This window comes from Alphaproteobacteria bacterium (assembly GCA_016124955.1).
Taxonomy (GTDB): domain Bacteria; phylum Pseudomonadota; class Alphaproteobacteria; order UBA9219; family RFNS01; genus RI-461.
Genome location: WGMR01000007.1, coordinates 62269 through 87921, shown reverse-complemented (window position 1 = coordinate 87921; position 25653 = coordinate 62269). Strand labels below are relative to the sequence as shown.

Annotated in this window: 25 protein-coding genes; 14 read left to right on the top strand and 11 right to left on the bottom strand. The window is 61.9% G+C overall.

The annotated features are described in order from the left end of the window. Positions 1-12 precede the first annotated feature (12 nt). Positions 13-369, top strand: coding sequence for a hypothetical protein (locus GC131_06295; GenBank protein ID MBI1273675.1), 357 nt, complete (start codon positions 13-15; stop codon positions 367-369). Positions 370-371: 2 nt separating this feature from the next. Here the strand turns inward: GC131_06295 and GC131_06290 are convergent, their stop codons facing one another. The 7 genes from GC131_06290 to flgI form a co-directional block, all read right to left on the bottom strand. Next, positions 372-2927 (bottom strand): DUF4175 family protein, encoded by a 2556-nt coding sequence (locus GC131_06290; GenBank protein MBI1273674.1) that lies wholly within the window; start codon positions 2925-2927, stop codon positions 372-374. A gap of 290 nt (positions 2928-3217) precedes the next feature. Beyond that, positions 3218-4654, bottom strand: coding sequence for an argininosuccinate lyase (argH, locus tag GC131_06285; GenBank protein ID MBI1273673.1), 1437 nt, complete (start codon positions 4652-4654; stop codon positions 3218-3220). Positions 4655-4716: 62 nt separating this feature from the next. Beyond that, entirely contained in the window at positions 4717-5436 is a 720-nt protein-coding gene (locus GC131_06280) for a flagellar hook assembly protein FlgD (protein ID MBI1273672.1), read from the bottom strand. Between the two features lie 18 nt (positions 5437-5454). Next, positions 5455-7065, bottom strand: a complete 1611-nt coding sequence (locus tag GC131_06275) for a hypothetical protein (protein MBI1273671.1) — start codon at positions 7063-7065, stop codon at positions 5455-5457. A gap of 26 nt (positions 7066-7091) precedes the next feature. Then, entirely contained in the window at positions 7092-7577 is a 486-nt protein-coding gene (locus tag GC131_06270) for a hypothetical protein (protein ID MBI1273670.1), read from the bottom strand. Next, positions 7577-7918, bottom strand: coding sequence for a flagellar biosynthesis protein FlgJ (locus GC131_06265; protein ID MBI1273669.1), 342 nt, complete (start codon positions 7916-7918; stop codon positions 7577-7579). The genes GC131_06270 and GC131_06265 overlap by 1 nt, the downstream gene beginning before the upstream one ends. Then, positions 7918-9039 (bottom strand): flagellar basal body P-ring protein FlgI, encoded by a 1122-nt coding sequence (gene flgI, locus GC131_06260; GenBank protein MBI1273668.1) that lies wholly within the window; start codon positions 9037-9039, stop codon positions 7918-7920. The genes GC131_06265 and flgI overlap by 1 nt, the downstream gene beginning before the upstream one ends. 498 nt (positions 9040-9537) lie before the next feature. Between flgI and GC131_06255 the strand changes: the two genes are divergently transcribed. The 7 genes from GC131_06255 (at position 9538) to GC131_06225 (ending at position 15816) form a co-directional block, all read left to right on the top strand. Continuing rightward, positions 9538-9969 carry a flagellar assembly protein FliX gene (locus tag GC131_06255; GenBank protein ID MBI1273667.1) on the top strand — a complete coding sequence of 144 codons (432 nt, stop codon included), beginning with the start codon at positions 9538-9540 and terminating at the stop codon, positions 9967-9969. A 193-nt stretch (positions 9970-10162) separates the two neighbouring features. After that, complete coding sequence (locus tag GC131_06250) at positions 10163-11677, top strand: hypothetical protein (GenBank protein ID MBI1273666.1); 1515 nt, start codon at positions 10163-10165, stop codon at positions 11675-11677. A gap of 117 nt (positions 11678-11794) precedes the next feature. Beyond that, a complete protein-coding gene (gene dksA / locus GC131_06245) occupies positions 11795-12217 on the top strand; it encodes an RNA polymerase-binding protein DksA (GenBank protein MBI1273665.1) in 423 nt (140 codons plus the stop codon). A 64-nt stretch (positions 12218-12281) separates the two neighbouring features. Beyond that, positions 12282-13079, top strand: a complete 798-nt coding sequence (locus GC131_06240; protein ID MBI1273664.1) for a hypothetical protein — start codon at positions 12282-12284, stop codon at positions 13077-13079. A gap of 17 nt (positions 13080-13096) precedes the next feature. After that, positions 13097-14185 (top strand): glutamate 5-kinase, encoded by a 1089-nt coding sequence (gene proB / locus GC131_06235; GenBank protein ID MBI1273663.1) that lies wholly within the window; start codon positions 13097-13099, stop codon positions 14183-14185. A gap of 13 nt (positions 14186-14198) precedes the next feature. Then, on the top strand, positions 14199-15476 hold the full coding sequence (locus GC131_06230) for a glutamate-5-semialdehyde dehydrogenase (GenBank protein MBI1273662.1): 1278 nt from the start codon (positions 14199-14201) through the stop codon (positions 15474-15476). A 28-nt stretch (positions 15477-15504) separates the two neighbouring features. Next, positions 15505-15816 (top strand): DUF1330 domain-containing protein, encoded by a 312-nt coding sequence (locus GC131_06225; GenBank protein ID MBI1273661.1) that lies wholly within the window; start codon positions 15505-15507, stop codon positions 15814-15816. Positions 15817-16533: 717 nt separating this feature from the next. Here GC131_06225 and flgH read toward each other — a convergent pair. Genes flgH through flgF form a run of 4 tightly spaced genes read right to left on the bottom strand, consistent with a single transcriptional unit; the run spans position 16534 to position 19955 of the window. Further along, positions 16534-17298 (bottom strand): flagellar basal body L-ring protein FlgH, encoded by a 765-nt coding sequence (gene flgH, locus GC131_06220; protein ID MBI1273660.1) that lies wholly within the window; start codon positions 17296-17298, stop codon positions 16534-16536. A gap of 21 nt (positions 17299-17319) precedes the next feature. After that, positions 17320-18414, bottom strand: coding sequence for a flagellar basal body P-ring formation protein FlgA (flgA, locus tag GC131_06215; protein ID MBI1273659.1), 1095 nt, complete (start codon positions 18412-18414; stop codon positions 17320-17322). Between the two features lie 21 nt (positions 18415-18435). After that, complete coding sequence (gene flgG / locus GC131_06210; GenBank protein ID MBI1273658.1) at positions 18436-19221, bottom strand: flagellar basal-body rod protein FlgG; 786 nt, start codon at positions 19219-19221, stop codon at positions 18436-18438. 11 nt (positions 19222-19232) lie between these two features. After that, positions 19233-19955, bottom strand: coding sequence for a flagellar basal-body rod protein FlgF (gene flgF / locus GC131_06205; protein ID MBI1273657.1), 723 nt, complete (start codon positions 19953-19955; stop codon positions 19233-19235). A 513-nt stretch (positions 19956-20468) separates the two neighbouring features. Here flgF and GC131_06200 point away from each other — a divergent pair. From GC131_06200 to GC131_06175, 6 genes are all read left to right on the top strand, one after another. Continuing rightward, positions 20469-21044 (top strand): flagellar basal body protein FliL, encoded by a 576-nt coding sequence (locus GC131_06200; GenBank protein MBI1273656.1) that lies wholly within the window; start codon positions 20469-20471, stop codon positions 21042-21044. A gap of 12 nt (positions 21045-21056) precedes the next feature. After that, complete coding sequence (gene fliM, locus GC131_06195) at positions 21057-22214, top strand: flagellar motor switch protein FliM (GenBank protein ID MBI1273655.1); 1158 nt, start codon at positions 21057-21059, stop codon at positions 22212-22214. A 14-nt stretch (positions 22215-22228) separates the two neighbouring features. Continuing rightward, positions 22229-22750, top strand: a complete 522-nt coding sequence (locus GC131_06190) for a hypothetical protein (GenBank protein ID MBI1273654.1) — start codon at positions 22229-22231, stop codon at positions 22748-22750. Positions 22751-22753: 3 nt separating this feature from the next. Next, the gene (locus GC131_06185; GenBank protein ID MBI1273653.1) at positions 22754-23572 is read left to right on the top strand and encodes a hypothetical protein; all 819 of its coding nucleotides are present in this window, start codon (positions 22754-22756) and stop codon (positions 23570-23572) included. Between the two features lie 255 nt (positions 23573-23827). Continuing rightward, on the top strand, positions 23828-24214 hold the full coding sequence (locus GC131_06180) for a response regulator (GenBank protein MBI1273652.1): 387 nt from the start codon (positions 23828-23830) through the stop codon (positions 24212-24214). 38 nt (positions 24215-24252) lie between these two features. Then, positions 24253-24903: a chemotaxis protein CheZ gene (locus GC131_06175; protein MBI1273651.1), complete on the top strand. Its 651-nt coding sequence runs from the start codon at positions 24253-24255 to the stop codon at positions 24901-24903. The last annotated feature ends 750 nt before the right edge of the window (positions 24904-25653 follow it).

Below are 25653 nucleotides of genomic sequence, written 5' to 3'. Positions count from 1 at the left end.
AGGGAAACCGCCATGCACGCAATCGCGCCGGACGTGCAGCGCCAAAGGCTGCTGGTCGAGGGATATTATACCGACGCGATGGACGAGGTGCGGGTGCGCGGGTTTTTTAGCGCCTTCACGCAAGCGATGCAGCTGCGGACCTATGGCGCACCCGTCATATTTTCGCCGGGCGGCGAAGGCAAGGCGGATAACCAGGGTTATGATGCGTTCCAGCCGCTGATCGATAGCGGCATTTCACTCTATGTCTGGACCGGCCCGAAATTCTTTTCGGCCGTGATCTACACCTGCAAAAGCTTCGATGCGGAACGTGCGGCCGCGCTTATCATGGATTTCTTCGGCGCAGACGAAATTCATACGCACGATTTCTAGCGCTAGAACTGGTCCAGCAGGCGGTGAATATAATCGCGCTCGGCGCGGCTGCGGTCGCCGTCGCCCGCGCGGTCGCGCAGCTGATCGAGAATTTCGCGTGCCTGCTTGATCTGCAGGCGGTCGGGAATAGTAACGGAGCCGTCATCCACCGCCGTACCGCCCATAGCCGGGCGCCCGAGCGGGTCGCGTTTGTTGCCCGCGCCCGCCTGCGCCTGCCCCGGCAACGTCAGCATCTGCGCCTGCAAATCTTCACGCATGTCATCGAGCGTGCGCTGCAAGGCCAGCAGCGCGGCGTTTTCATCCACCATCGCGGGTTTGAAGGCGGCGGCGCCGAGCGAACCGGCGGCATCGTTCATGGCCCGGTCCGCGACCGCCAGGTTTTGCGGAATCTGCGCGCCGCGCGCGCCAAGCGCTTCGATCATCGCGCCAAGCTCGTGGCGCAACGCATACTGTTTTCCGGCCAGCGCCGCGCCGCGCGCGGCGGCGTCTTCGTCGTTTTCCTCGGTTTCGCCGTCGGCATGGAAAGTGGCGTCGATCAGCTTCTTTTGCCCCTGCATAATTTCCCGGATATTGCGCAGCGCGGCCAGTGCCGCTTCCTGCGCCGCCGTCAGCCCGTGCCGCCCGGCTTGCAGCGCTTCGGTGATCTGCCCGAGCTGTTGCAGCAACTTGCGTGCGGCATCGTGCGAACCGGTGGCGGCCAGATCGCCGAGTTCCTGCGCCATTGCCATCAGCTGATCCGCGCCCACCATCTGCGCGCCCATAAGCGCCGCATCGTCCATCATCAGCGCATCGCTGCCGCCCTGCGCGGCGCTGTGCGCCATGCTGCCGGCCATGGCGGAAAGATACCGCGCCAGCGCTTCCTGCAGCCGGTCCGCCAGCGCGGCAATTTCGTTGCCGGTTGCACCGCGATCAAGCGCTTCCTGTAAATCCTTTTGTGCCGCACGCAGATTTTCAGCCGCCTGCCCGAGCGCGCCGTCCTCGACCCGCAGCGCGGTCTGCCACAAAAGCGTGGTCACGGCGGAAATGGCGCCCGGGTCGTAATCAAGCACGAGCCGCACGGCCCCGCTGCGCAGCGCCATCATCACAACCTCGTCGCCGCCATAGCTGTGCGGCTGGCGCGCCACCGTCGCCATCATGTTGGCGACGGGCTCGCGGTTGTCGTCGCCGCCGTCGATCAGCTTCTTGCGCGCGCTCACGAGCGCGAGCGCGAGCGGGTGGGTAAAGGTGCGTTCGGGCAGCGTCAGCGTGGCCGGCGCGCTCACGGCGCTATGCCCGGCGGCATCGGTGGCCTCGATCTTTATGCTTACGGGCATGCCTGCAAGCTGGGTCGCGGCAAGGTCTTGCGCGCTCGAAAGCAGGGTCGGCAACGGCGTGCCGGGGGCGGGCGGCGCAAGATCGATCGCCACCTCGTCGGCCTCCACATGCGGCATGCTCATGGTCGGGCTGACAATCGCGCGCAGTGATTGCACGCCGTAATCGTCATCGAGCGCGATATCGAGGCGCACGGCGCCATGCTCGGCCGGTTCGGGCGGCGCAGCAAAACTTACGGTCGGCGCCCGGTCTGCCACCACCTGCACCGGCCAGCGCGCGAAGCTAAGCCAGCCGCGGCGCAGCGCAACTTCATATCCTTCATCCAGCACGGCACTCACGGTATAGGTTTGCGCGCCGCTTGCGTCATTATCGCTGCCCGCGAAATCCTGCCATGCGCCGTTGGCGCGCAATTGCGGAACGCTTTCGCTGCCGCTGACGCGCGCGGTCAGCACGCTGCCGGCGGGAACCTTCATCGGTCCGGCCGGCCCGGCATCGGTGCCTGCGCGCGCAAGCACGATGGGCGGAAGCTTGGTATAGGCCGGCGGCGTGATCCATAAATCATACGCAATCCGTTCGGGCACAAACGCACCGCCGATCGCGGGGTTCAACGACCCGGCAAGCCGCGCCGCCGCCTGCCCCGGCCCGCCATCCGCAACGGCGACCCCGAGCGCGCCCAGAAAAAGGAACAACACGGCATAACGCAGCGCATACGGGTCTTTGCCGGAAAGCGAAAGCGTAGGCCGGAAAAGGCGCAAACCCGCCAGAAGCGTCCTGGCCGCTTCGGCGTGGCGCGCCCATGCATGGGTTTGCGCCCGCGAAAGACTTGCGTTCACCGGACGACCGAGCGCGGCGTCGAACGGGCGGTGCGGCAAGTTATTTGCCTGCTCGAGCCGCCTTTGCACTTGCGTCTGCGTCAGCGGTTTGTGGCGCGCGGCGGCGCGGCGCGCGGTCGATAAAAACAAAAGCGTGAAAAGCAAAAGCGCAAGCGCATGCAGCCACGGCGGCAGGTATAGATGAAATTGCACAAGCGCGGCGGCGGCCCAGGCGCCGCACAAAAGCACGCACTTCCACCAAACCGGCCAGGCGCGTTCCAGCCATACCAGCGGCCGGACGAGGCGCAAAAGCCCGGCGCCGGGAACGGCTTCTGTCTGTTTGCTGCTGGGTTCTGATGCCATGGATGCGCAGCCCGAAAGTGCCTGAAAGGAAATTGGGGGAATCACAGCGACGCGGCCGGAAGCCCCGCCCATACCTTAGTTATAGGCGGCGAAAGTTCACAAGTTTTTAACGGGAGAATGGGGGTTTTTTATGGCCAGCGCTTTGCGCGAAGCCATGGGGGGAAATTATGTATGGTATTGTAATATATATTATTTCTTTAAATCTGCGCCCGCCGGGTCGGTCGTAGGGTCGGGGTATGTATGCGGGTACCAGCCGGCTTCCGCCCCTTCGGGCGCCAGCACATCCTCGGGCCGTTTGCCGCAACCGGCCAAAAGCGCGCAGGCCAAAAGCAGCGTAATGCAGGGCAAGACGAATTTGCCGGTCATGCCCGGCCCTTCCGGGCGGAAAGATATTTCCGCCGCGCATCCCTTGCCGCCGCTTTCACATTTTCGGGTGCGGTGCCGCCGAAGGATGTGCGGGCCCGCAAACTTGTTTGCACCGAAAGCGCCTTGAACACATCCGCCGTAACGCGCGGCTCGATCTTGCGCAAATCGGCCAGCTTAAGCTGGTCCAGCCTGCGGTTTTTCTGTTCCGCCAGTTTCACGGCGCGCCCCGTGACATGGTGCGCATCGCGGAACGGCATGTTCAGCTTCCGCACCAGCCAATCCGCAAGATCGGTCGCGGTCAAAAAACCCCGCTCGGTCGCGGCCAGCATCCTTGCCTTGTCCGCCTTCATGCCCTTCGCCATCCCGGTCATCGCGGTCAGGCACAGCATGATGGTGGCGGCGGTATCGAACAGGCCTTCCTTGTCTTCCTGCGTATCCTTGTTGTAAGCGAGCGGCAGGCCCTTCAGCATCGCCAGCATGCCCCCGAGCGCGCCGAACACGCGCCCGGCCTTGCCGCGCACCAGCTCGGCCGCATCCGGGTTGCGTTTTTGCGGCATGATCGAGCTGCCGGTGGTCCAGGCATCCGGCAGCTGCACAAAACCGAACTGCGGGGAGGACCAGATCACCATTTCTTCCGCGAGCCGCGAAAGATGCATCGCCGTCACGGCGGCGCAATAGATGTAATCGAGCGCGAAATCGCGGTCCGAAACGGCATCAAGCGAATTGGCGCAAGGTGCCGCGAACCCGAGCGCCTTCGCGGTCATCGCCCGGTCGATCGGGAAAGGCGTGCCGGCCAGCGCCGCCGCGCCAAGCGGGCATTCGTTGCCGCGCGCGCGCGCCGCTTGCGCCCGGCTGCGGTCGCGGCCGAGCATTTCAACATAAGCCAGCAAATGATGGCCGAAGGTGATCGGCTGCGCGGGCTGCAAATGCGTCAGGCCGGGCATGGCGGTGGCGGCATTTCGCTCTGCCTGGACAATCAGCGCCTTTTGCAGATCCTCCAGCGCGGCATCGAAATGCGTGAGCGCTTCGCGCACCCAAAGGCGGAACGCGGTCGCGACCTGGTCGTTGCGCGAACGCGCGGTGTGCAGCCGCCGCGCAGGCTCGCCGATACGCTCGGCCAAACGCGCCTCGATATTCATATGAACGTCTTCGAGCGCGTCGGAAAATACGAACCCTCCGGCCCGGATCTCGGCCGCGATTTTATCAAGCCCCTGCTGGATCTTGGCATTGTCGGAAACGGTGATGATTTTTTTCTTCGCCAGCATGGCGGCATGCGCCTTCGAGCCGGCGATATCCTGCGCCGCGAGGCGTTTATCGAAGGAAACCGAAGCATTGATCGCGGTCATCGCCGCGGCGGGCGGAACGGTAAAGCGGCCGCCCCACATCGTGTTGGGGGCGGGTTTTTTCGCCTTTTTTCCTGTGCTTCTGGCCATGAGCCGCAGTTTAGCGGGCATGGCGGCGGACGCAAGCGGCAAAAAACCTTGGAATGCTTCGGTTAGCTGTTTGGCTGCAGCGTGGCGTGCAGCGCGGCGACCTTGGTGTCGAGCAGGCTGAGATCGCCGAGGAACAGCGCAACCGCGCCATCTTCCACGTTGGCGATGCTGGTCACCTTGCCGACCACAAACACGTCCTTCAGAAGGATATCCTTGTTGTCGGTATCCTTGGCGGTGATTTCGAACTCGTAGCGGCCATCGGGCAGCTGCGTGTTGCCGTTCATGCCGTTCCAGGTCACGTAATGGCGGCCCACGGTCGCGGGCCCGTCGAGCGTCGCCACCGTCACGCCGCTCTTGTCCTTGATCGTGATTTTCACATCGCTGGCGACGGTCGGCAACGTATAGCCTACCTGGCCCTTGCCGTCCTGCAGCGGGATATAATCGCTTTCCGCTTCGACATACTTATCCATATAGGAAAGCAGGGTGCCCAGCGCGCCGCCCTGCTGCAGGCCGATCAACTGGTCGAGTTTCTGGTTGGCCTTGATTTGTTGTTCGACGCCGGAAAAGCTTACAAGCTGTTTGGTGTATTCGTTGGCATCTGTAGGCGCGAGCGGATCCTGATACTGGAGCTGTGCGGTCAAAAGCTTCAGGAACGTGTCATAATCGGCATTCAGGCCGGTCAGGTCCTTGCTCTTTGACGCGGCTTCGGCCGCAGCGGCGGCTTCCTGCTTCGTGATGAAGTCGTTGATCAGGGTCTGGTTGCTAACGGCATCGACGGCCATAACTTGTCTCCTTGCGTGCTAGACGCGAATGTTGACGCGCCCGGGCGTAATATATTGCACCTCGGCACCATCCATCTCGTCTGCGGGTACGGCGCCCTGGCCTGCACCCGCATTGCCGGCGTTGCCGCCCGCGTTCTTGTCACTTTGCTGCGCCTGCCTGCCGGAATGATCGCGCAGACTGAATTCAAGACAACCGGGGTCGGCGCGCAAGCCCGCCTCCTGCAGCGCGCGCTCGAGGCTCCGGACATCCTTCTGGAGCAAATCCATGGCGGCCTGATTATCGGCCACAACGGTGCCGCGCACCGCGCCATCCTTGAAATGCAGTTTGACATCGACCTGACCGAGCTCGGCCGGGCGCAATTGTATCGTCATCCGGTCCGCACCCTGCTTGGCGCCCAGATGCAGCCGCATCGCGATTTGCTCGACGGGCGCGGGAAGCCCGCTGGTGCCGCCGCGTGTCGCGCGCAGATGCGAAAGTTCGCTCGCCATATTATAAGGCCCGGTTTTCTGGCCCGCCGCCGCAAGGTTGCCGGCGGGGTCGATCTTGGCGGCCGCAGGGTCTGCGCTGCGGGTTGCCTGCAAATGTTCCTGCGCCTGCTGCCGGATGCCGTTGCGCAGCGCTTCGATCTGTGCCGCCGCATCCGCCAGCTTCACGGCGGCCTGCGTAGTTGTCTGCGCGGCATCCTGTTTCACCGCCGCTTCGATATGCGGCGAAGGGGCCGGGCGGGCGCGGTCGGTTTTCGCGGTTTCCTTTTTCGCGCCCGCATCCTGCGTGCCCGCAATTTCGTCCCATGCGCCGGCGTCGATCTGTTCGCCTTCGCCCTGCGCGTTCTTGCCTTTATTGCCTTCATCCGTTTTTGCGGCATCCGTTTGTTCGGACGCATCGGCCGTCTTTTCCTCAAGCGCGGGCGCAGCTTCGCCTTCCCCTTCCTGCTCGGTAACAACGGTCGCCTCGGCGTTTTCTTCCTTCCCGGCATGATGTTCGCGGTGGAACAGACCGCTTATCAGCGCCAGCGCCTGTTCATGCAGCGGCTTGGCGGCTTCTTCCGGCTGTTCGGAGGCGGTCAGGTTTTCGCCGGTGGTTTCTTCGGTTTTTTCGCCTTCTTCGGGCAGCAGCGCGAGTTCAACCTCAAGCGCGATCGGTTCTTCGCCTTCCGTGATATCGACGGGCTCTTCCGCTTCATCGGTCACAACCTTATCGTCTTCCTTGACGGCACAATGCGCATCTTCGCGCGCCTGCGCATGCGCGGCCTTGCGGGCCTCGTTGCGTTCGTGCACTTCGGCGCGGCGTTGCTGGCCATGATTATCGATGCCCTCGCGGCGGTTCTTGGCCTGCGGTGCGGTGCGGTCACGATCGGCCTTTTCCGGGCGGTCCTGGTCGGTCACCTTGCGGCCGGCGGCATTGAAATCGTCGCGCTGGTCTTGCGCCTTGGCGGCGTCACGGCCGTCATCGCGGTCGTTATCCTGCGCGCGGACGGGACGCGCATCGGCCTTGACCTCGGTCGCGGCCAGAAGATCGGCGAAGCCGCCGTGCGGCGCGAAGCCTTCCGGGCGCAACGCAGCGGCCGAAGCGCCGGCGAGCAGCGAGAGGGAAGTTTGCCCGGCGGGCTGTGAAGCGTTGTTTTCCATTTTCTTTTTTCCTGCTTCGTGTTGTCTCAAACGGTGTGGTTGAAGGCGACGGGCTTGATGCTGGCTTTGTAGGCGACGCCGCCCTGATGCTGCAGATTGGCGTAGGATTGCTTGGGCTGCGCTTCGTCGCGCACGGTCTTGATGATGCTTTGCACCAGCCGTTCGGTCGCCGTCAGCGCGACCTTCAGCGCCATCTGGTTGCGTTGCACCGCGCCGCTCAGCTTGCTGTTGGCTTCGGTCAGCTGCGTGCGCGCCTTGTCGGGCAGCGCAGCGAACGTGGCCGGGGTCTGCGCCAGCGCCTTGAGATCGGCGTTGTAATCCAGCATCAGCTGCTGCTTGCGATGCAGTAAATCCTTGTGGTCTTCGAGCGCACGCTTGGCCAGCAGCGCGGGTTCGGCATCGAGCACATCGACCAGCGCGTCGATGGTTTCGATCAGATGCGCGGTCGGCAACGGTTCGGCCTTCTTCTGGCGCGACGGAATTTTCACGGACGGGTTAATATGCGCAGCCATTAGTGCTTCCCTTCCTGGATCGCGATCATGGTCGCCTTCACATGGTCGGCGACACCGAGCGTACCCGAACGGGCCGTCATGCGGCCGAATTCCTGGATCATGAAGCCGCGGAACACTTCTTCGCCGCGGCCGCCGCCGAAATCGCCGTCGGTTTCAATGCCTTCCCACATCGGCGCGTACATTTGCGCGGCAAACATCGCTTCAAAATCCTGCGCGGCTTTGTCAATTTCGGCCATGTTGGCGGCGCGATGGCCGCGCAGATTGCCCGCGGGCGCCAGCGCCTGATCCATGACCATGCCGATATCAACCGGCGGGGTTGCTCCTATGGCGTCGATGCTCATCAGATCACCTCAAGCTCGGCCTGCAGGGCGCCTGCGGCCTTGATCGATTGCAAAATCGAGATCATGTCGCGCGGACCGATGCCGAGCGCGTTGAGGCTCTGCACCAGTTCCTGCAGGCTCACACCCGAAGCGAGCACGGTCATGCGCTTTTCACCGTCTTCATTGATCTCCACATTGCTGCGCGGCACCACGGTGGTAACGGCGCCAATCGCACCCGCCTGCGCGCCGGCCTGGCCGGCCTGCGTGAAAGGCTGCGGCTGCGAGACCTGCGGCGTTTCGGTGATGCGGATGGTCAGGTTGCCTTGCGCGATCGCGACCGTATTGATACGAACATTTTCGCCCATCACGATTATGCCGGACTGGTCGTCGATCACGACGCGCGCAATCTGGTCGGGCACGACCTGCAACTGTTCCAGTTCGGTCAAAAGCGCGATCTGGTCGCCGCGGCGGTCTTGCGGCACAACGATCCGTACGGTGGCGTTATCGGTCGCCTCGGCGCTGACCTGCGCCAGATATTCGTTGATCGCGGCGGCGATACGCTGCGCCGTGGTGAAATCCGGGTTCTTGAGCGTGAATTTCAGCACATTAAGGTCGGCGAGCCGGAAATCGATCTCGCGCTCGACAATCGCGCCGTTGGCGATACGGCCCGATGTGGGCACGCCCTTGGTAACGGTTTCCGCCGCGCCTTCGGCCGAAGCGCTGCCGGTCGAAACCGCGCCCTGCCCGACCGCGTAAACTTCGCCGTCGGCGCCGAGCAGCGGCGTCACAAGCAATGTGCCGCCCAAAAGGCTCTTGGCGTCGCCGAGCGTGGAGACGGCAACGTCGATGCGGCCGCCCTGCGCGGCAAAGGCCGGCAGCGTGGCCGTGACCATCACGGCCGCGACGTTCTTGGTTTTCAAATTATCGCCGCGGGTGTTGATGCCGAGACGTTCGAGCATGCCGATCAGGCTTTTTTCGGTGAAGGGCGAATTGGTCAGGCTGTCGCCGGTACCATTAAGACCAACCACAAGGCCGTAGCCGACCAGCATGTTATCGCGCACGCCATCGACATCGACGATATCCTTGAGGCGCGAAGCCGCATGCGCGGCCGGTGCAAAAAGAGAAAGAAGAAGGAACGCCATGGCTGCGGCCGCAAGGAAGGGATCCTGGATGGCGCGGCAAAACTTCCGAACCAGGGGGTGGGTTGGTCTTGAAAATTTCGACTTAATGAATGTTACGGCGGACATGGCTGCTCCCTCTTCCTCCGCCGTGATCAATGCGATAACCGTGCCAAACCGGGCGCGGTCATAAACAACTGATTTGGAAAGGTTTTTTATAGGCTTTGGCGGCAAGCCCGGGCCCTGCGGGGCAAGGAATGCTTGTTTTCCAGCCCCCGGGGCGGCAGATTTTGCCGCCCGCAAAACGGCCCGGCGGCCCCGCCAGGCGGGCCAATAAGGTCCTGATATGACATATGTTTATGAATTGTTTAAGATGCAGGCATAAGGTTTGTAATGTAGCCGCGATCTGCTATCCCGGACATGATGCAAGGTTCGGCGCGGGCGCGCGCAAGGGGAATAAAAAGCGGAACAACGATCAAACATAAAACGATCAGCCGATCGTTTTATGCATAAGAAGGGGAAATCTTGATCAATAAAATTGACGGCATACGCGGCGTGCGCAGAACGGAAACCGTGAAGCGTACGAGCAAGGCCGGCGGAAGCCGCGGCAGCGGCTTTTCCGGGCATCTCGATGAAACCGGCGCGGCCAGCGAAGCGGGCCCGACGACGGGCGCGGGCGCGATCAACAGCGTCGGCGCCGTGCTTGGCGCGCAGGAAGTCGAAGACGCGCTGGCCCGCGCATCGCGCGGCAAGGCGCGCGCAAAAGATCTGCTCGATCTGCTCGATAATTTGCGGCTCGAACTTCTGGCCGGCGGCCTGACCAAGGAAAGGCTGATGCAGCTCGCGCGCGTCATCAGCCAGCGCCGCCCGCAAATCTCCGACCCGCAGCTCACCGCCATCCTTGATGAAATCGATCTGCGCGCGCAGGTCGAATTGGCCAAATACGCACCCTGAAACAGCCGTCTTTAACCGTAAATATCCACCGTGACGGCGGCAGTATTAACCTGCTTGTCTATTTATTTTGCTCGTGCTTTTGTCCCGCCCAGACACAGGCAGGCATGCAAGCAATCCCGCTTGAATCCCGCATGACTCCGGTTCCGAAATATGCTACCATTTGTTAATACTTAACTATTTTATATTGGTAATAATGGGCATGGAGCATTTTGATTTATCCCTTCTCTCAAGCACCGCTGCGGGCGCTCTCGCAACGGCCAAAGCCTTCGCCATAGGCAGCGCAACCACATTATCAACATTACTCGTGACGATGTTCGGCGCGCCGGCCATAGGCCTTTTGGCGCTAGGGCTTTCTGCTGCGGCTGTGGCATCCATGTTCTGGCCCGAAGACAGCGCACCGAAATGGCTAAAATGGGCCGGGATATTCAGCGCGGCCGCAGCGGCCGTAGCAGCCATGACATTGACAGGCCCGATGGCAGCAGCCGTTGGCCTTCTCTCCGGCCTTGCGCTGCTCAAATACGGCAGCAGCATGCTGATCGACCACGCCCTGAACATTGCACACAAGCTACGCATTCCTCCGGTGCTGGCAGGCATCGTGTTGCTCGGCTTCGGTACATCTTCACCCGAACTGGCCTCCAGCGTCGGCTTTATTGGTTCCGGCGCGGATGCGGAGGCGCTCATAAATGTCGCTGGCTCGAATTTCTCAAACTACTGGCTGATCCTTCCAACCGCCGTCATCTTCGATAGCATCCGCCGCGGCCTGGGGCGGCTTTTCAGCGGCCGGAAAAGAAATAGGAGCGGCACAGAAACCGCCTTTCAGCAAAGCGGTGCTGAAACAACCAAGCATGATCCCGGCACCGTCGGTGTAGGCAAACATACTTCGCTGGTGGATAAAATCTTTTTCCCTGCCGCCTTTCTTGCGCTTGCTGCTTTTGCTTTTATTCCCGGGCTTGGCGGTCTTACACCCGTGGTGGGAAAATATTTCATGTACGGACTGGGTGCCTATATCTTGGCGCGCTGGGGCGAATCGTGGCTAACGCGAGACAAGACCGCCGCACAGGAAGCGGAACATCATGGCGCAAAAAGCAATCTGCTTACATCGCTGGCTATGGCCGGGCTTGGTTTTGGTCTGCTTGTGCTTGGCGCAAACCTCATGGTCGGCGGCGGTCTTGCGCTCGCGGCGCTCTATCATTGGGCGCCTGCGGTTGTCGGTCTGATATCGGCGGTCGGCACCTCGCTTCCCGAACTCACGGTTTCTATCGCGGCACTGGCGAAAGGCCGCCACGATCTTGCCGCCGGCAATCTGATCGGTTCGAACATTTTCAACATTCTTGGCGTGCTCGGCGTCGGTATGATGGTCAAGGGCGGGGCGCTCGCGCTCACTGGTGCCTTGCCAATGATAGGCGTGATGGCCCTTTCAAGCATGGCCGTCACCGCGATGATGTTGAAAGACGGCAAAATCGGCCCCGGCACCGCCGCCCTTATGCTTGGAGCATGGACAATGGGTACGCTTGGTATCCTCGGCGTTCTTGCCATGCCGGTCGCGATGCCGGTTGGCCTTGCGTTCGGCGCAGCCGCAACATGGATGTCGCTGCGTAAGAAAAACGGCCCGCCGAATGCCACCCCCACCCGCGATCCCGGCGCGAAGGCCGATGGCGACAAGGGCCCGCCCGGCGGCACCCGGGCCGCCAAACTGGCCATCGCATGATAAATTCATATAAAACAGCGTATTAACAAGGCACGCAGGCGGTTGCCTCGGCCTCGGCCCCTTTCTATACTCCCGCCCCACTTCATTTATTCCGAATCCCGAGGGTCCCTGATGACGATTGTGACAGTGCCGCAGAATTACAAGCCGACCGAAAAAGAAGCCTACATGAACCCGGTCATGCTGGCCTACTTCAAGCAGAAGCTTGTGAAGTGGAAGGACGAGATATTGCGCGAAGCCGCCGACACGCTGCACGATCTGCAGGACGAAGGCGGTTTGCAGGAACCCGATATCGCCGACCGCGCCAGCGTGGAAACCGAAGTGGCGCTCGAGATGCGCGCGCGCGACCGCCAGCGCAAGCTGCTCAGCAAGATCAGCGATGCGTTGCAACGCATCGAAAGCGGCGATTACGGCTATTGCGAGGAAAGCGGCGAACCGATCGGCGTCAAGCGGCTTGATGCGCGCCCCGTCGCCACGCTGAGCATCGAGGCGCAGGAACGCCACGAACGGCTCGAACGCACCCACGCCGACGACCGGGAATAAACCGGCCGGAACAGCGGGGCCGCAAAACCGCGCCCGTCCCTGCCCGCTTCCCCGTCAGCGTCTGATGCATTATAGTCGCGGCATGAACATCGCCCGGCCATCCCTGCGCCCCTTCGCCCCGTTGCTGCTGGTTTTGCTGGCCGCGCTGCTGCCCGCGGCGCCGGCGCAGGCCGAAAGCACGCGCGGTGGCGCGCCGGCACTTTATGGCGTCACTGAAATTCTGGTCAATTACACGCGCATCACCGATCCGAAAGCGTCCGAAGCCTGCGGCATCCGCCGCAACGAGGTCGAGGAGCGCGCACACGAGGTGCTGGAAGATATGGGCCTGACGGCGCTGCGCGCCGCCACCGCCAAGCCGGCGCTGACCACCGCCGTGCGCATTACGCTGACGCCGGAAATCACGACCTACAACGACGGCACGCTGGTTTGCGCGTCTTATATCGAACTGGTGGCCGAAGGGCGCCACGCCGCGCGCCTGCCGCCGGTAGAAGAACGCCGCAACTTCACGGTCACCTACTGGCGCGAAGGCCTGATGCTCGGCACAAGGCAAAGCGTGCATGACCAGGGCATATTGCAAGCGACCGAAAAGCTTGCGCGCAGCTTCGTCACCGATTTCAACGTGGCCCAGCCCTATGGCCGCAAGCAAAAAGGCGAAGCGCGCGATACCGACAGACAAAAGCAGGATGCGCTGATGCGGCAGTTGCGCGACAAGGCGCAGGGCGCCGTGATCAGGCGCGACGAAGGCCCGAACCTGAGCGATCTGGTGCCCGATGCCGCCGCGAACGATGGCGCGGAAACGCCGGTCTATAAGGATTTCAGCCTGCAACCGGCCGCGCAAGAACCGGCCGGCGGCGCGCCCTGACGGCAGCGGGCGCGCGCATGGACATCGTCATCAAGATAGGCACGCAGGCGCTCAGCCGCGCGAACGGCACGCCGGACCCGGCCCTGCTCGGCCGTTTGATGGGGGAAATCGCGGCACTGAAAAAGGCCGGGCATTTCGTCGTTCTGGTGACATCGGGCGCGGTCGGCACCGGGCGGGCGCTTTTGGGCAGCGGGCAAAAATTGCGCAATTGCGATCCGGTCGGCGGGCGGCAAATCCTTGCTGCGCTCGGGCAACCGCAGCTGATGGCGCTTTATCAGCGCTTGCTGAAAAAGCGCGGCCTCGCGGCGGCGCAAATCCTGCTGACGCGGCAGGATTTCCACACCCGCAAGCATTACCAGCAAATCGGCCATCTGTTCGCGCGCCTGCGTGACCAGCCTCACATCCTCCCGGTCGTGAACGAAAACGACAGCGTCACGATCGATGAACTGATGTTCACGGACAATGACGAGCTTGCGGGCCTCGTCGCCGCGCTGCTCGGCGCCGAGCGCATGATCGTGCTTTCGGCCATCGAAGGCGTTTTTGATCGCCCGCCGGCCGAGCCGGGCGCAAAGGTCATTCCCTTGATCGATTGGCGAACCGGCACCGGAACCGGCGCGGTGACGCAAGGCAAATCAGCCATGGGGCGCGGCGGCATGGCGACCAAGCTGGCGGTCGCGCGCAAACTCGCCGGGCTCGGCATTCGCACGCAAATCGCGGCGGCGCGCACGCCGCGCGTGCTGGCGCGCCTTGCTAAAAATGATCCGCTCGGCACCATGGTCGCCGCCCTGCCGGTCAAGCACAATGCCACCAAGCGCTGGCTCGCCAGCGAAACCAGCAAGGCAACCGCCAGCGTCACCGCCAACGAATGCCTTGCGGTTATCCTGCGCGACCCGGCCAAGGCCCCAAGCCTGCTGCCGGTGGGGATCACCAGGGTTTCGGGTAAATTTGCGCGCGGCGAAATGGTGCGCGTGATCGATGAAGCGGGCACGCTGCTTGCGCTGGGCGTGGCCCGCTACGATGCCGCCCGCCTGCGCGCCGTATTGGGGCAAAAAAAGCAGCCCGTTTTTATTCATTACGATCAGTTGCACCGCACCGCTGCGGGCTGATACGCTGGGCCTTATGCAAAACACGGCACGCGAAGCACCCCCCGCCAACCCGCTCGTTCCTTTGGGCAGACAGGCAAAAGAAGCCGCGCAGCTTCTTGCCGCCGCGGACACGACCGCCAAGAACGCGGCGCTCGCGGCCATCGCCGAAGGCTTGCGCGCGCAAGCAAATTTCATCCTGCAAGCCAATGCCCGCGATTGCGAAGCGGCCGAAAAATCCGGCGCCGCCGCGGCTTCGCTCGACCGGCTGCGCCTTACGGCCGAACGTATCGAAGCCATTGCCGCGGGCGTTGAAGCCATTGCGGCGCTTCCCGATCCGGTCGGGCGGCTTTTGGGCGAAACCGTGCGCCCGAACGGTCTGCGGATCGAAAAGCGCGCGGTGCCGCTTGGCGTCGTTGGCGTAATTTTCGAATCGCGCCCCAATGTCGCGGTCGATGCCGCGGCGCTTTGCCTGAAGGCGGGCAATGCCTGCATCCTGCGCGGCGGCAGCGAAAGCTGGCACAGCGTGCTGGCGCTCACCGGCATTGTGCAACGGGCGCTTTCCGGTGCGGGGCTGCCGGAAGCGGCGGTGCAAACCTTGCCGGGCAAGGATCGCGCGCTGGTCGGCGCGTTGCTGCAGCTTGATGGCTTCGTCGATGTGATCGTGCCGCGCGGCGGCAAATCACTGATCGAGCGGGTGCGCACCGAAAGCCGGATCCCCGTCTTCAGCCATCTCGACGGCATTTGCCACACTTATATCGACAGCGGCGCCGACCCGGACAGGGCGGTCGCGCTTACGGTCAACGCCAAGATGCGCCGCCCCGGCATTTGCGGCGCGACCGAATGCCTTCTGTTGCATCGCGCCATCGTTGATACCACCGGCACGGACGTGATGCGCGCGCTGATCGAAACGGGCTGCGAGGTGCGCGCACCGGCCGAATTGTGCGCCCGGGTGCCGGGCGCGCGGCTGGCGGCGGAATGCGATTACGGCCACGAATTCCTTGCGCCCGTCATCGCCGTGGCCGTCGTGAACGATGTGCATGAAGCGGTGCGCTTTATCAACACCAACGGTTCGCAGCACACAGATGCCATCGTCACCGAAGATACGATGGTGGCCGATTATTTCCTCGCGCACGTGAACAGCGCGATCGCGATGCACAACGCTTCGACCCAGTTCGCGGACGGCGGCGAGTTTGGCAAGGGCGCCGAGATCGGTATCGCCACCGGCAAGCTGCATGCGCGCGGCCCCGTCGGTCTGGAAGAGCTGACAACCCATCAATACCGCGTTTTCGGCAACGGCCAGACGCGTACCTGATTTTTTTTCCGCGTAAAGGAGCAAGGCTATGGTGAAGGGTTACTGGGTTGCGATGATCGATGTCACCGGCCCCGAAGGATACAAGGCGTATCTGGAAGCGAACCAGGCGGCGTTCCGCAAATACGATGCGCGCTACATCACACGCGGCGGCAAGACCGAAACGCTGGATGGGAAAACGCGCCGCCGCATTGTCGTGATCGAGTTTAAGGATCACGAAACCGCAAAAGCCTGCTTCCATTCGCCGGAATACCAGCATGCGCTAAGCCTGCGCAGGGGCCACGCCGAAGCCGATGTTCTGGTTGTCGAAGGGTATGAAGGCAAGCAGCCGGGCGAAGCCTGATTGTTTCGCATCGCACCCCCGCATGTTTGGTTGTTTCCAGCATCAGGATAGAAAAAGAGACTGTGCCTGGATTTATTGATTTTTTAGACGGGGGTACGATATGGGGAAAAAGACGTTCTTTTTCGTTATAACCGGTTGCCTGTTCTTGCAGGCCTGTGTGAGCACAACCGACAGCAAGGCCATGTTTTCAGCGGTTCGCTCGTATCCCATGGGGCCCGGGCAATACATGGTCACTTGCGTTGATTCGCCGAAATACTGCGCCAACGAAGCCAACAAGCTTTGCCCATCCGGTTTCGATGTAACAAGCAATACGGCAAACGCCGCCGATCATGGCCGCATGACCATGATAATCAAGTGTCCGTCTTGAAAAGTACACCCGCACAAGGCGTTGGTGGCGACACGGGAAATATACGTGAGATCGCGGGGCACCCCCGCATGTTTTTTGTAACGTCCCCGGCCTTGAAGAGAAAAAGGTACCGCACCTGCACAGGGTCCGTGGCGACACGGGAAATATACGTGAGATCGCGGGGCACCCCCGCATGTTTTTTGTAACGTCCCCGGCCTTGAAGAGAAAAAGGTACCGCACCTGCACAGGGTCCGTGGCGACGTGGGGAGATCGCGGGGGAGCTGGAGCCCGTGTGCAGGTGCGGCAATCAGGCAGCGGTTGTTCTTGTTGTATGCGCCTGAAATTCCTGAGTTTTCTTCATTCCTCCCTTATCAGAACGGGAACAGTATGTCGTAGAGCTGCTGGCCGTAGCGGGCCTGCTGCACATCCATGATCTGGCCGCGGCCGCCGTAGGCGATGCGCGCCTCGGCAATCTGGTCATAGTTCACGGTGTTCTCGGACGAGATATCTTCCGGGCGGATCACGCCGTTGATCAGAAGCTCGCGCATATCGAAGTTCACGGTCATCTGCTGCTTGCCCTGGATCACGAAGTTACCGTTGGGCAGAACCTGGATGATGGTGGCGGCAACGCGCAGGCTGATCTTTTCAGCCCGGTCCACCGAACCCTTGCCGCTCGATTTCGATTTCGAACCGCTATCGATGATCGAGGTCGGGTCGGCGCCGCTGAACAAAAGTTCGCCCAGCTGGTTTTCGTAACCGAGAATGTTGGTGGCATCCGCGCTTTCGGAATTATCGCGTTCGCGGGTGGTTTCGTTATCGATCTCGGCCTTTTCATCCATCTGAACGAGCACGGTCAGAATGTCGCCCACGCGGCTGGCGCGCTGATCGCGGAAAAAGGCGCGGCTGCCCGGTTGCCAGAGCGAGTTCGGCTGCCGGTCGCCCAGCTGCGGGGCCGGCATCGGCATGCTCACCGGCATATAGCCTTTTTGCTGGGTCGGGTTTTCGATCGCTTCAAGTTTCGGCGTTGCGCCGATATCGGCGATGCGGTCGAGCGCGCTGCACCCGGTCAGAAGGAAAGCCGCAAGCAGGAACCCTGCCGCCCTTCCCGTCTTTGTCTTTACGTTCAGCATTGTCATTGTAGATCTCCCCCTTGCCCCTTATTCAATCTCGGTCGTGGCTGCAGCCAGCACCTTGCGGGCCGTTGCGGCGGCGGACGCGACGCTCACAAGCCCGGGGGCTTCGACCGTCGCTTCAACCACGCGCTTGCTCTGCGTATTCACAACCCGGATCACATCGCCCTGCGCGCCGTCTTCCATCGCGCGGCCCTGCGTGGTGAGCAGCATCATGGCGGTTTTCACCTTCATCGTGACCAGCGCGCCGCGGCGCACCATGCGTTCGGGCGTCACGTCGCGGGCGCGGAGCGGCAGGTTATCCGCCATGCCGCGGCGCATTTCCTTGCCGATCAGGTCGGCGGCGGTGCGCACATAATCCGTGCTGCGGTCGCCGGGCACCTTGATCCATGCGATATCGTCCTTGCCGATCACTTCGCCCGCGCCAAGCGCACGGGCAAGCACGGGCACCGCGACGCGCGTCACGGCGCGGCCGGTCAGCGTCACATGCTGCAAATAGCTGCTGCCGGGCGCGACCGCGCCGTCGGCGTTAAAACGGTTGCTGGCCGGGTCATAATTCATGTTGCTGACCGTGAAATCGGGCGCGACGCTGGTGGGCAAATCGAAAGCGAGCGAGCGGTTGTCGAGCTGGACCTCGATATCCCCCTCAAGGCCCTGATCGGCCAGCGCATCGTGCACGGCGGCCAAAATCATCTCGTTGCTCACCGTGTTGGCGGCGCGGGAAAGCACGGCCTGCTCGGTCAGCGTCTGCGGACGCCAGCCCAGCCGGTAAGCGGCGGAAAGGCGGGAAAGGATGGTCACATCATAGACCACCTTCTTGCCCGGAAGCGGCGCGCGCGCCAGCGGGCGGTCGATCCCTTCGGGCAGGTTGGCGAACACGTCGCCCAGCATGATCTCCTCGCGGTCGATCTCGCTTGCGGGCTTCAGCATCACCGGCTGCACGGTTTCCACCGCCGCATCCTCGGCAGCAGGCAGCGCGGGCAGCGTGTCTTCGGCGCTGTGCGCGGGCGCAACCAGCCCGAGCACGGCGAGCAGGAAGGCCAGCAGCGGCAGCTCGATGACGATGAAGGCCACCAGTGCCGAAAGATGGCGGAAGTACTGTTTGATGATACCGGGGTTCATGATGTTACCTCGCTTCCCTTATCAGCGCATCTGGCTGATGGTTGTGAGCATGTCATCCGCGCTCCGGATTACCCGCGAATTCATCTCGTAGGCGCGCTGCGCCGTGATGAGATCGGTAATTTCGGACACGATGTTGACATTCGATGTTTCAAGCGAACCCTGCACGAGCTTGCCGTAGCCTGCATCCTGCGGGTTGCCGGTGGTGGGCGAACCCGAAGCCGGCGTTTCGATCAGAAGATTGTCGCCGATCGCTTCGAGCCCGGCCTGGTTGGGAAAGGTCGCGAGCTGGATCTGGCCCAGATTGGAAAGATCGGTCTGGCCATCGACCTTCACAAGCACCTGCCCGGCGGCATTGACGGTCACGTCAATCGCGTCTTCGGGTACGGTGATCGCGGGTGTGATCGGGTAGCCGTCGCTGGTCACGATCTGGCCGGTGGCGTCAAGCTGCAGCGCGCCTGCGCGCGTGTAGCCCGTGGTGCCGTCGGGCAGCTGGACCTGAAACATGCCCTTGCCGCTGATCGCGAGGTCGAGCGGGTTGTCGGTAACGCTGATATTGCCCTGCTCGCTGATACGATAGACCGCGGCGGCCTTGACGCCCGCACCGACCTGGATGCCGGTCGGCACGATCGTGCCGGCGGACGAGGATTCGGAGCCCACGCGGCGCAGGTTCTGGTACAGAAGATCCTGGAATTCCGCGCGCTGGCGTTTGAAGCCGCTGGTGGAAAGGTTGGCGATATTATTCGATATGACTTCGACGTTAAGCTGCTGTGCCAGCATCCCCGTCGCGCCGATTGCTAATGCTCTCATGGTGGTCCTCCCTAGATTGTCGTTTTGCCGAGGATGCGTATCGCATTACGCTGCCGTTCGTTTTCAGCATCCAATACCTTGCCGACCGACTGGTAGGAGCGCAGCACTTCGATAATGCGCGTCATCTCGACCACCGGTTCGACGTTCGATTTTTCAAGCGAGCCCTGCACGATCCGGGTCGTCTCGCTCGGCGTGCCCGGTTCGTTGGTGCGGTACAGACCGTTGCCGTATTCTTCCATCTTCTGTTCTTGCTTGAAGGTCATGGCCTGCAGCCGCCCCGCCTCGCCCTGATTGGTGCGAATGGTGCCTTCCTTATCGATCTGGATGTCGGTGGCTTCGGGCGGAATGACAATCGGCGAACCGTCGGCGCTCATGACCTGATAGCCGGAAGCGGTCACGATCTCGCCTTCGGCATTAAGCTGGAATGCGCCGGCGCGGGTGTACATGGTGCCGTTCGGCGTTTGCACGGGCAGATAGCCGTCGCCCTCAAGCGCGACATCAAGTTCGTTGCCGGTGCGCAAGATCGGTCCGGCAGAAAAATCGCGGTAAGATCCGCTGTCGATCACAAAATCGACCGTCTCGCCCGGCTGGGTTTCCGTCATATAGTCTTCGAAAATGACGCCGGATTTCTTGAAACCGGTCGTATTGATGTTCGCGATGTTATTCGCGGTCACATCCATCTCACGCATAATTGCGTCCTGACGGCTGATCAATACGAGTGATGGCAGTTCCATGATAGTCCCCACTTAGAAAGTTCGCTCTTTGCGCGAAACCGAATCCCCCCGGCTTCCCGTTGCGCGGCCCGCATCCCCGTTGAACAACCTGATGGGGCAAAGCCGGCCTTGCGCCCTTTCCCTTGCATGCGCCGTGCCATAGTGAATTATTGTTTATTTTCAACATGTTGGTGTTTGTGCCGTTCGCCGGGGGCAGGGAAACGGGCGCCTCTTTGCCGGGTTTTACCGGCAGTTTTTACCCGCCGCGCATCGCAAGCGGGCGCATGCCGGAAGAATCATGCCGGGTCCGGAAAGATGCCGCGGCGCAAAAGGCCAGCACCCGCAATCTGTTGCGCGGTTGGCGCGGCTGCGCGCGGAATTAATAATTAAATGACTTTTTAACCATCGCAGGCATAACACTGATAAGGTTAGGTACTGTATCCGCCGCCCGCGGGCCTTTCCGCGTGACCGGGAGCGATATGGCGCACCGCTAGGCCACACCCGATTGTGGCGCGCAAACAGGATGTGAGCGTTATGGCTGAAGAAGAAGACAAAACCGCCGAAGAAGAAAAGAAAGAAGGCGAAGAAGGCGCGGAAGGCGCGGAAGCCGGGGAGAAAAAGGGCCTATCGGGCCTGATGTCCGGCAAGAAGAAGTTTATTGTCATCGGCGTGGTCGCGCTGGTGCTCGTGCTTGGCGGCGGCGCCGGCCTGTATTTCAGCGGCATCATCGGCGGCAAGGAAGAAATGAGCACGGAAGAAGCGCAGGCGGCGGCGGAAGCCGCGCGCAAGGCGCAGGAAAACGCCTCGGCTGTATTTTACGATCTTGGCGATATCCTCGTGAACCTTAGCGGCGACGGCAAGCGCCCCAACTATCTCAAAATCAAGGTCTCGCTCGAGCTGGGCAGCGCCAAGGATATCCCGCTGATGGACCAGATCCGCCCGCGCATCCTCGACAACTTCCAGATATACCTGCGCGAACTGCGGATCGACGATCTTAAAGGTTCGGCCGGCATCTACCGTTTGCGCGAAGAACTTCTGATGCGCGTCACCGAAGCCGCGCACCCGGCACGCGTGCGCGATGTGCTGTTCCAGGAAATGCTGGTGCAATGAACGGAAACCGCTATGGCTGACGACGATAAAACCACCGACGAGGAAAAAGCCGCGCTCGCGGCCGTCGCGGCCACGTCAAAACCTGCGGGCGGCGAGGACGATATGGCGGCGGCGATGGCGGCAGGCGGCGAGGACGATATGGCCGCCGCAATGGCGGGCGGCGACGACATGGCGGCGGCGATGGCAGCCGATGGCGGTGAAGAGCGGGTCCTGAGCCAGAACGAGATCGACAGCCTGCTCGGTTTCGACAGCGCGGGCGGCGGCGGGGAAACATCCGGCATCATGGCGCTGATCAACAGCGCGCTGGTCAATTACGAACGCCTGCCGATGCTCGAAGTGGTGTTCGACCGGCTCGTGCGCATGATGACCACCAGCCTGCGCAACTTCACTTCCGACAACGTCGAGGTCAGCCTCGATCAAATCTCAAGCGTCCGTTTCGGGGATTACCTCAATTCCATCCCGCTGCCCGCCATGCTTACGGTGTTCAAGGCGGAAGAATGGGATAATTCCGGCCTGATGGTGGTCGATAGCTCGATGATCTATTCGATCGTCGATGTGCTGCTCGGCGGCCGTCGCGGCTCGTCGGCCATGCGTATCGAAGGCCGGCCCTATACCACGATCGAACGCGGCCTGATCGAACGGCTCGTGCGCGTGGTGCTGGCCGATCTTTCCGGCGCGTTCGATCCGCTTTCGCCCGTCACCTTCCGCTTCGACCGGCTTGAAACCAACCCGCGCTTCGCCACCATCGCCCGCCCGGCCAACGCCGCCGTGCTGGCCAAGCTCCGCATCGATATGGAAGACCGCGGCGGGCGCATCGAGATTTTAATCCCCTATGCCACGCTGGAACCGATCCGCGAGCTTTTGCTGCAGATGTTCATGGGCGAAAAGTTCGGCCGCGACAGCATCTGGGAAACCCATCTGGGCAGCGAGCTTTTGCAAACCGATATGGATCTGCACGCCGTGCTCGACGAGGTCAGCATCGCGCTCGGCGACATTATGAACTGGAAAGTCGGCTCGAAAATTATGCTCAACGTATCGCCCAACGACGTGGTCGAGGTGCGCGCGGGCGAATTGCCGATGTTCAAGGGCCGCATGGGCAGCCGTAACGGCCACATCGCGGTCAAGGTCGAGCATGCGGCGCTGCACGACAATAAAAAGCAGTCGAATTAGGGACAGACAGGGCCATGATTGAACTCGTATTGCGCAGCCTTCTCGATATCACGCTGATCGGCCTGATCGTGGCGGGGATTTTTTATGCCATCCGGGTCGAGCGGCATCTCTCCGGCATTCGCGCCTCGCGCGCCGAAATGGAGCGTTTCGTCCATGATTTCGGTTCCACCGTGAACCGCGCCGAAGCCGGCATCAAGGGCCTTAAGGAAGTCGCGCGCGACAGCGGCGACGATCTTGAACGCCTGATCGAACGTTCGCAGACCATGCGCGATGAATTGCGTTTCGTGGTCGAACATGCCGATAAGCTGGCCGAGCGCATCAGCAGCATGAGCGTGCAGATGCGCCAGCCCGCCCAAAACCCGATTGCAGCGGCGCAGCCGCAGCCCGCACGCGCAACAAGCGGCGCAGCAGGCGCGGGCGGCACCGCGGCGGCACAAACGGGCGAAGACCTGGCCGAAACCAGCATGGAAGATGCCCACGTCAAATCGCGCGCCGAGCGCGAGCTGATGCAGGCGCTCCGGAAACTGAGGTCGTAGGATATGTTCCGCTTCGTGCGCCCGCGCTTCTTTCTCACCGCCGCGATCTTCATCGCGGTGCTGGTGATGGGCGCACGCGCCGCTGATTTATGGGATGTTGCGGTGCGCGGCTCCGACGCTTCGATCGTGACCCGCGCCGAAGCCGAAGCCAAGGATACACATACCGACAAGGCACCCGCCGATGCCCTTGCATCGGCAAAAGACAGGCCCGATGCCCTTGCATCGGCAAAAGACAACCCGGATGCGCATGCGGATAATCATCCGGCCCCCGAAACCACGAAAATGGCAGCCAATACGGCAGGCGGACATGGCGAAACGGGCGCGCCCGCGGTCGAAGTACCCGGCGCGCAGCAACAGCAGGAGCCCGCCCCCGCTCCGCAAGCGAACTACGAATACAACAGCGCGGATCTAAGCAAGGGCGAGGTCGAGATCCTGAAACAGCTTTCGCAGCGCCGCCGCCAGCTTGACGAGCGCGAACAGGAAATGCAAACCCGCGGCGCGCTTTTGCAGGCAACCGAACAGCGCGTCGATCAGAAAATCCGCGAAATGGAGCAGCTCCGCACCCAGCTCGAAGGGCTGATCACGACGGTGGACGAAGAACGCGTTGCCGAGCTGAACAATCTCGTGAAAATTTACGAAAGCATGAAACCGGCTGAAGCGGCGCGCATCCTATCCAACCTCGATATGTCGATCCTGCTCGGCGTTATCCGTTCCATGAAGCCGGTGAAATCCGCGCCGATCCTCGCGGAAATGACCCCGGAACGCGCCAAGGACATCACGACCGCGCTGACGGAATCGCATACCCTGCCGGCCGTGCCCTGATCCGCGGCCCGTCCCATTAACGTAAGACTCATTCGCACTCCCAGCATCCGCAAGCGGGTGCTTTTTTGTGCCGCAAAATCAATATGCTGGAAAAATTCTGCACACAGGCTTGTGGCAGGTAAAAAGTAACCTTTTCTTCAGTTTCTTGAGGCTAAAGTGCAGGCTACGTCCCCTTGATGCCCCTGCCTTGACCCGGCTCCCGGACCAATCGAGCTTCACAACGCAGCGCGGCATGAAACGTTTGCGAGGTAGAACATGGCTGTCGATATGAACATGAATGTCCTGGTGGTTGACGACTACAACACCATGCGCCGCATTATCGGCAATCTACTCAAGCAGCTCGGCTTTAAAAATGTGCAGGACGCCGCCGACGGCAGCGCCGCGCTCAAACTGCTGCGCGAGGGCACATTCGGCCTCGTGATCTCGGACTGGAACATGGAACCGATGACCGGCCTCCAGCTTTTGCAGGAAGTCCGCGCCGACACCAAGCTCAAGGCGCTTCCCTTCATTATGGTCACGGCCGAAAGCAAAGTCGAAAACGTCGCCACCGCCAAGGAAGCCGGTGTCAATAATTATATCGTCAAGCCCTTTAACGCCGAAACGCTGAAGCAGAAAATCACCGCAGTACTCGGCGCATTCTGAAACAAAAACCGGAGCGCATCATGAACACCACCGCCAACATGCCCCGCGATGCAAATGCGACCGGCACTGAATTGCAAAAGCGCATCATGGACGCCGTTGCCAAGGGCAAGGAGCCGATTGCGCGCGCCGAAGTTGCCAAGATTGTTGAGCAGGTGATGAAAAGCTTCATCGGCGACCAGCCGGGCGCGGACGCACGCATGGTGCATGAAATCGAAGATCTCGCCCGCTTCATCCGCAACGCCAAGCAAGAAGTGGCCGCGATCCGCCCGAAGGAAATCGGCGACAAGCACATCCCGACCGCTACGGTCGAGCTTGATGCCGTCGTCGGCGCAACCGAGGATGCGACCAACAAAATCATGGACGAATGCGACAAGATCGGCCTGATCGCCGGCGGGCTCGAAGGCGATCCGGGCACGCAGCTGACCGAATGCGTCACGCGCATCTTCGAAGCCTGCAACTTTCAGGATATCACCGGCCAGCGCATCACCAAGGTTGTGAACGCGCTCAAGCATATCGAAAACAAGGTCGAAGCTCTGCTCAAGGCGCTCGGCCATGATGGCAGCGATGCACCTGCGGGCGAAGACGATGACGAAGCGATCCTCGATCCGCACAAGGCGCTGCTCAACGGCCCGCAATTGCCGGAAAGCGCCGTTAGCCAGGACGATATCGACAAGCTGATGGGAAGCTAGGCTTCGTCATTGGCGGCTTGTCCCCGGCGGCGGTTTGATTCATTCTGGCATTTAAGCCGTTTCACCGCACCGGTTCGCCTTATGTCCGCACATGTACCGCCTTCAAAGCAAGTATCCCCCGCCCTTGCCGCGCCGGGCATGATCGCTGCGCTTTTGGCGCTCGGCCTGTTATTTTATTCCGCTTCCGCAACGGCACAGGAACAACAAGGCCAATCCGCTGAATCTGCCCCGGCAGAACCTGCCAAAACCGATCCGGCTGGCGCGCCCGCCATGGCGCCGGCGCCCGCCGCGCCCGAACCCGCCCCACCGGCCCCCGCACCGGCGGCGCCCCCGGCCGCCGCCGTCAAAACCCCTGCCGCCCAAACCCCGGACATCACGGTGCGCGGCGGCCTGCATGCCGATTTTGATCGCATCGTGTTCGATTGGCCGCGCAAGGTTGCCTATAAGGTAGGTCGCGCGGGCAACGAAGTGACGGTCAGCTTCGATGCGCCCGCAAGCTTTGATCTGCAAAAGCTTGCAAACGCCCGCCTGCAGCGCAGCGGCAATTACGCGGCGCGCAGCGGCGAAAACGCCAGCCTTGTTTTTACCGTGCCCGAAGGCGCGAAGCTGAAAGATTTTACAACCGGCACCTATGTCGTGATTGATGTTACCGGCACGGCAAAGCTTGAAAACGCGGGCAAGGTCGCGAAAGCCGCGCCGGCCCCGGCGGCACAGCCGCCCGCGGCGGAACCCGTTAAATCCGAACCGGCA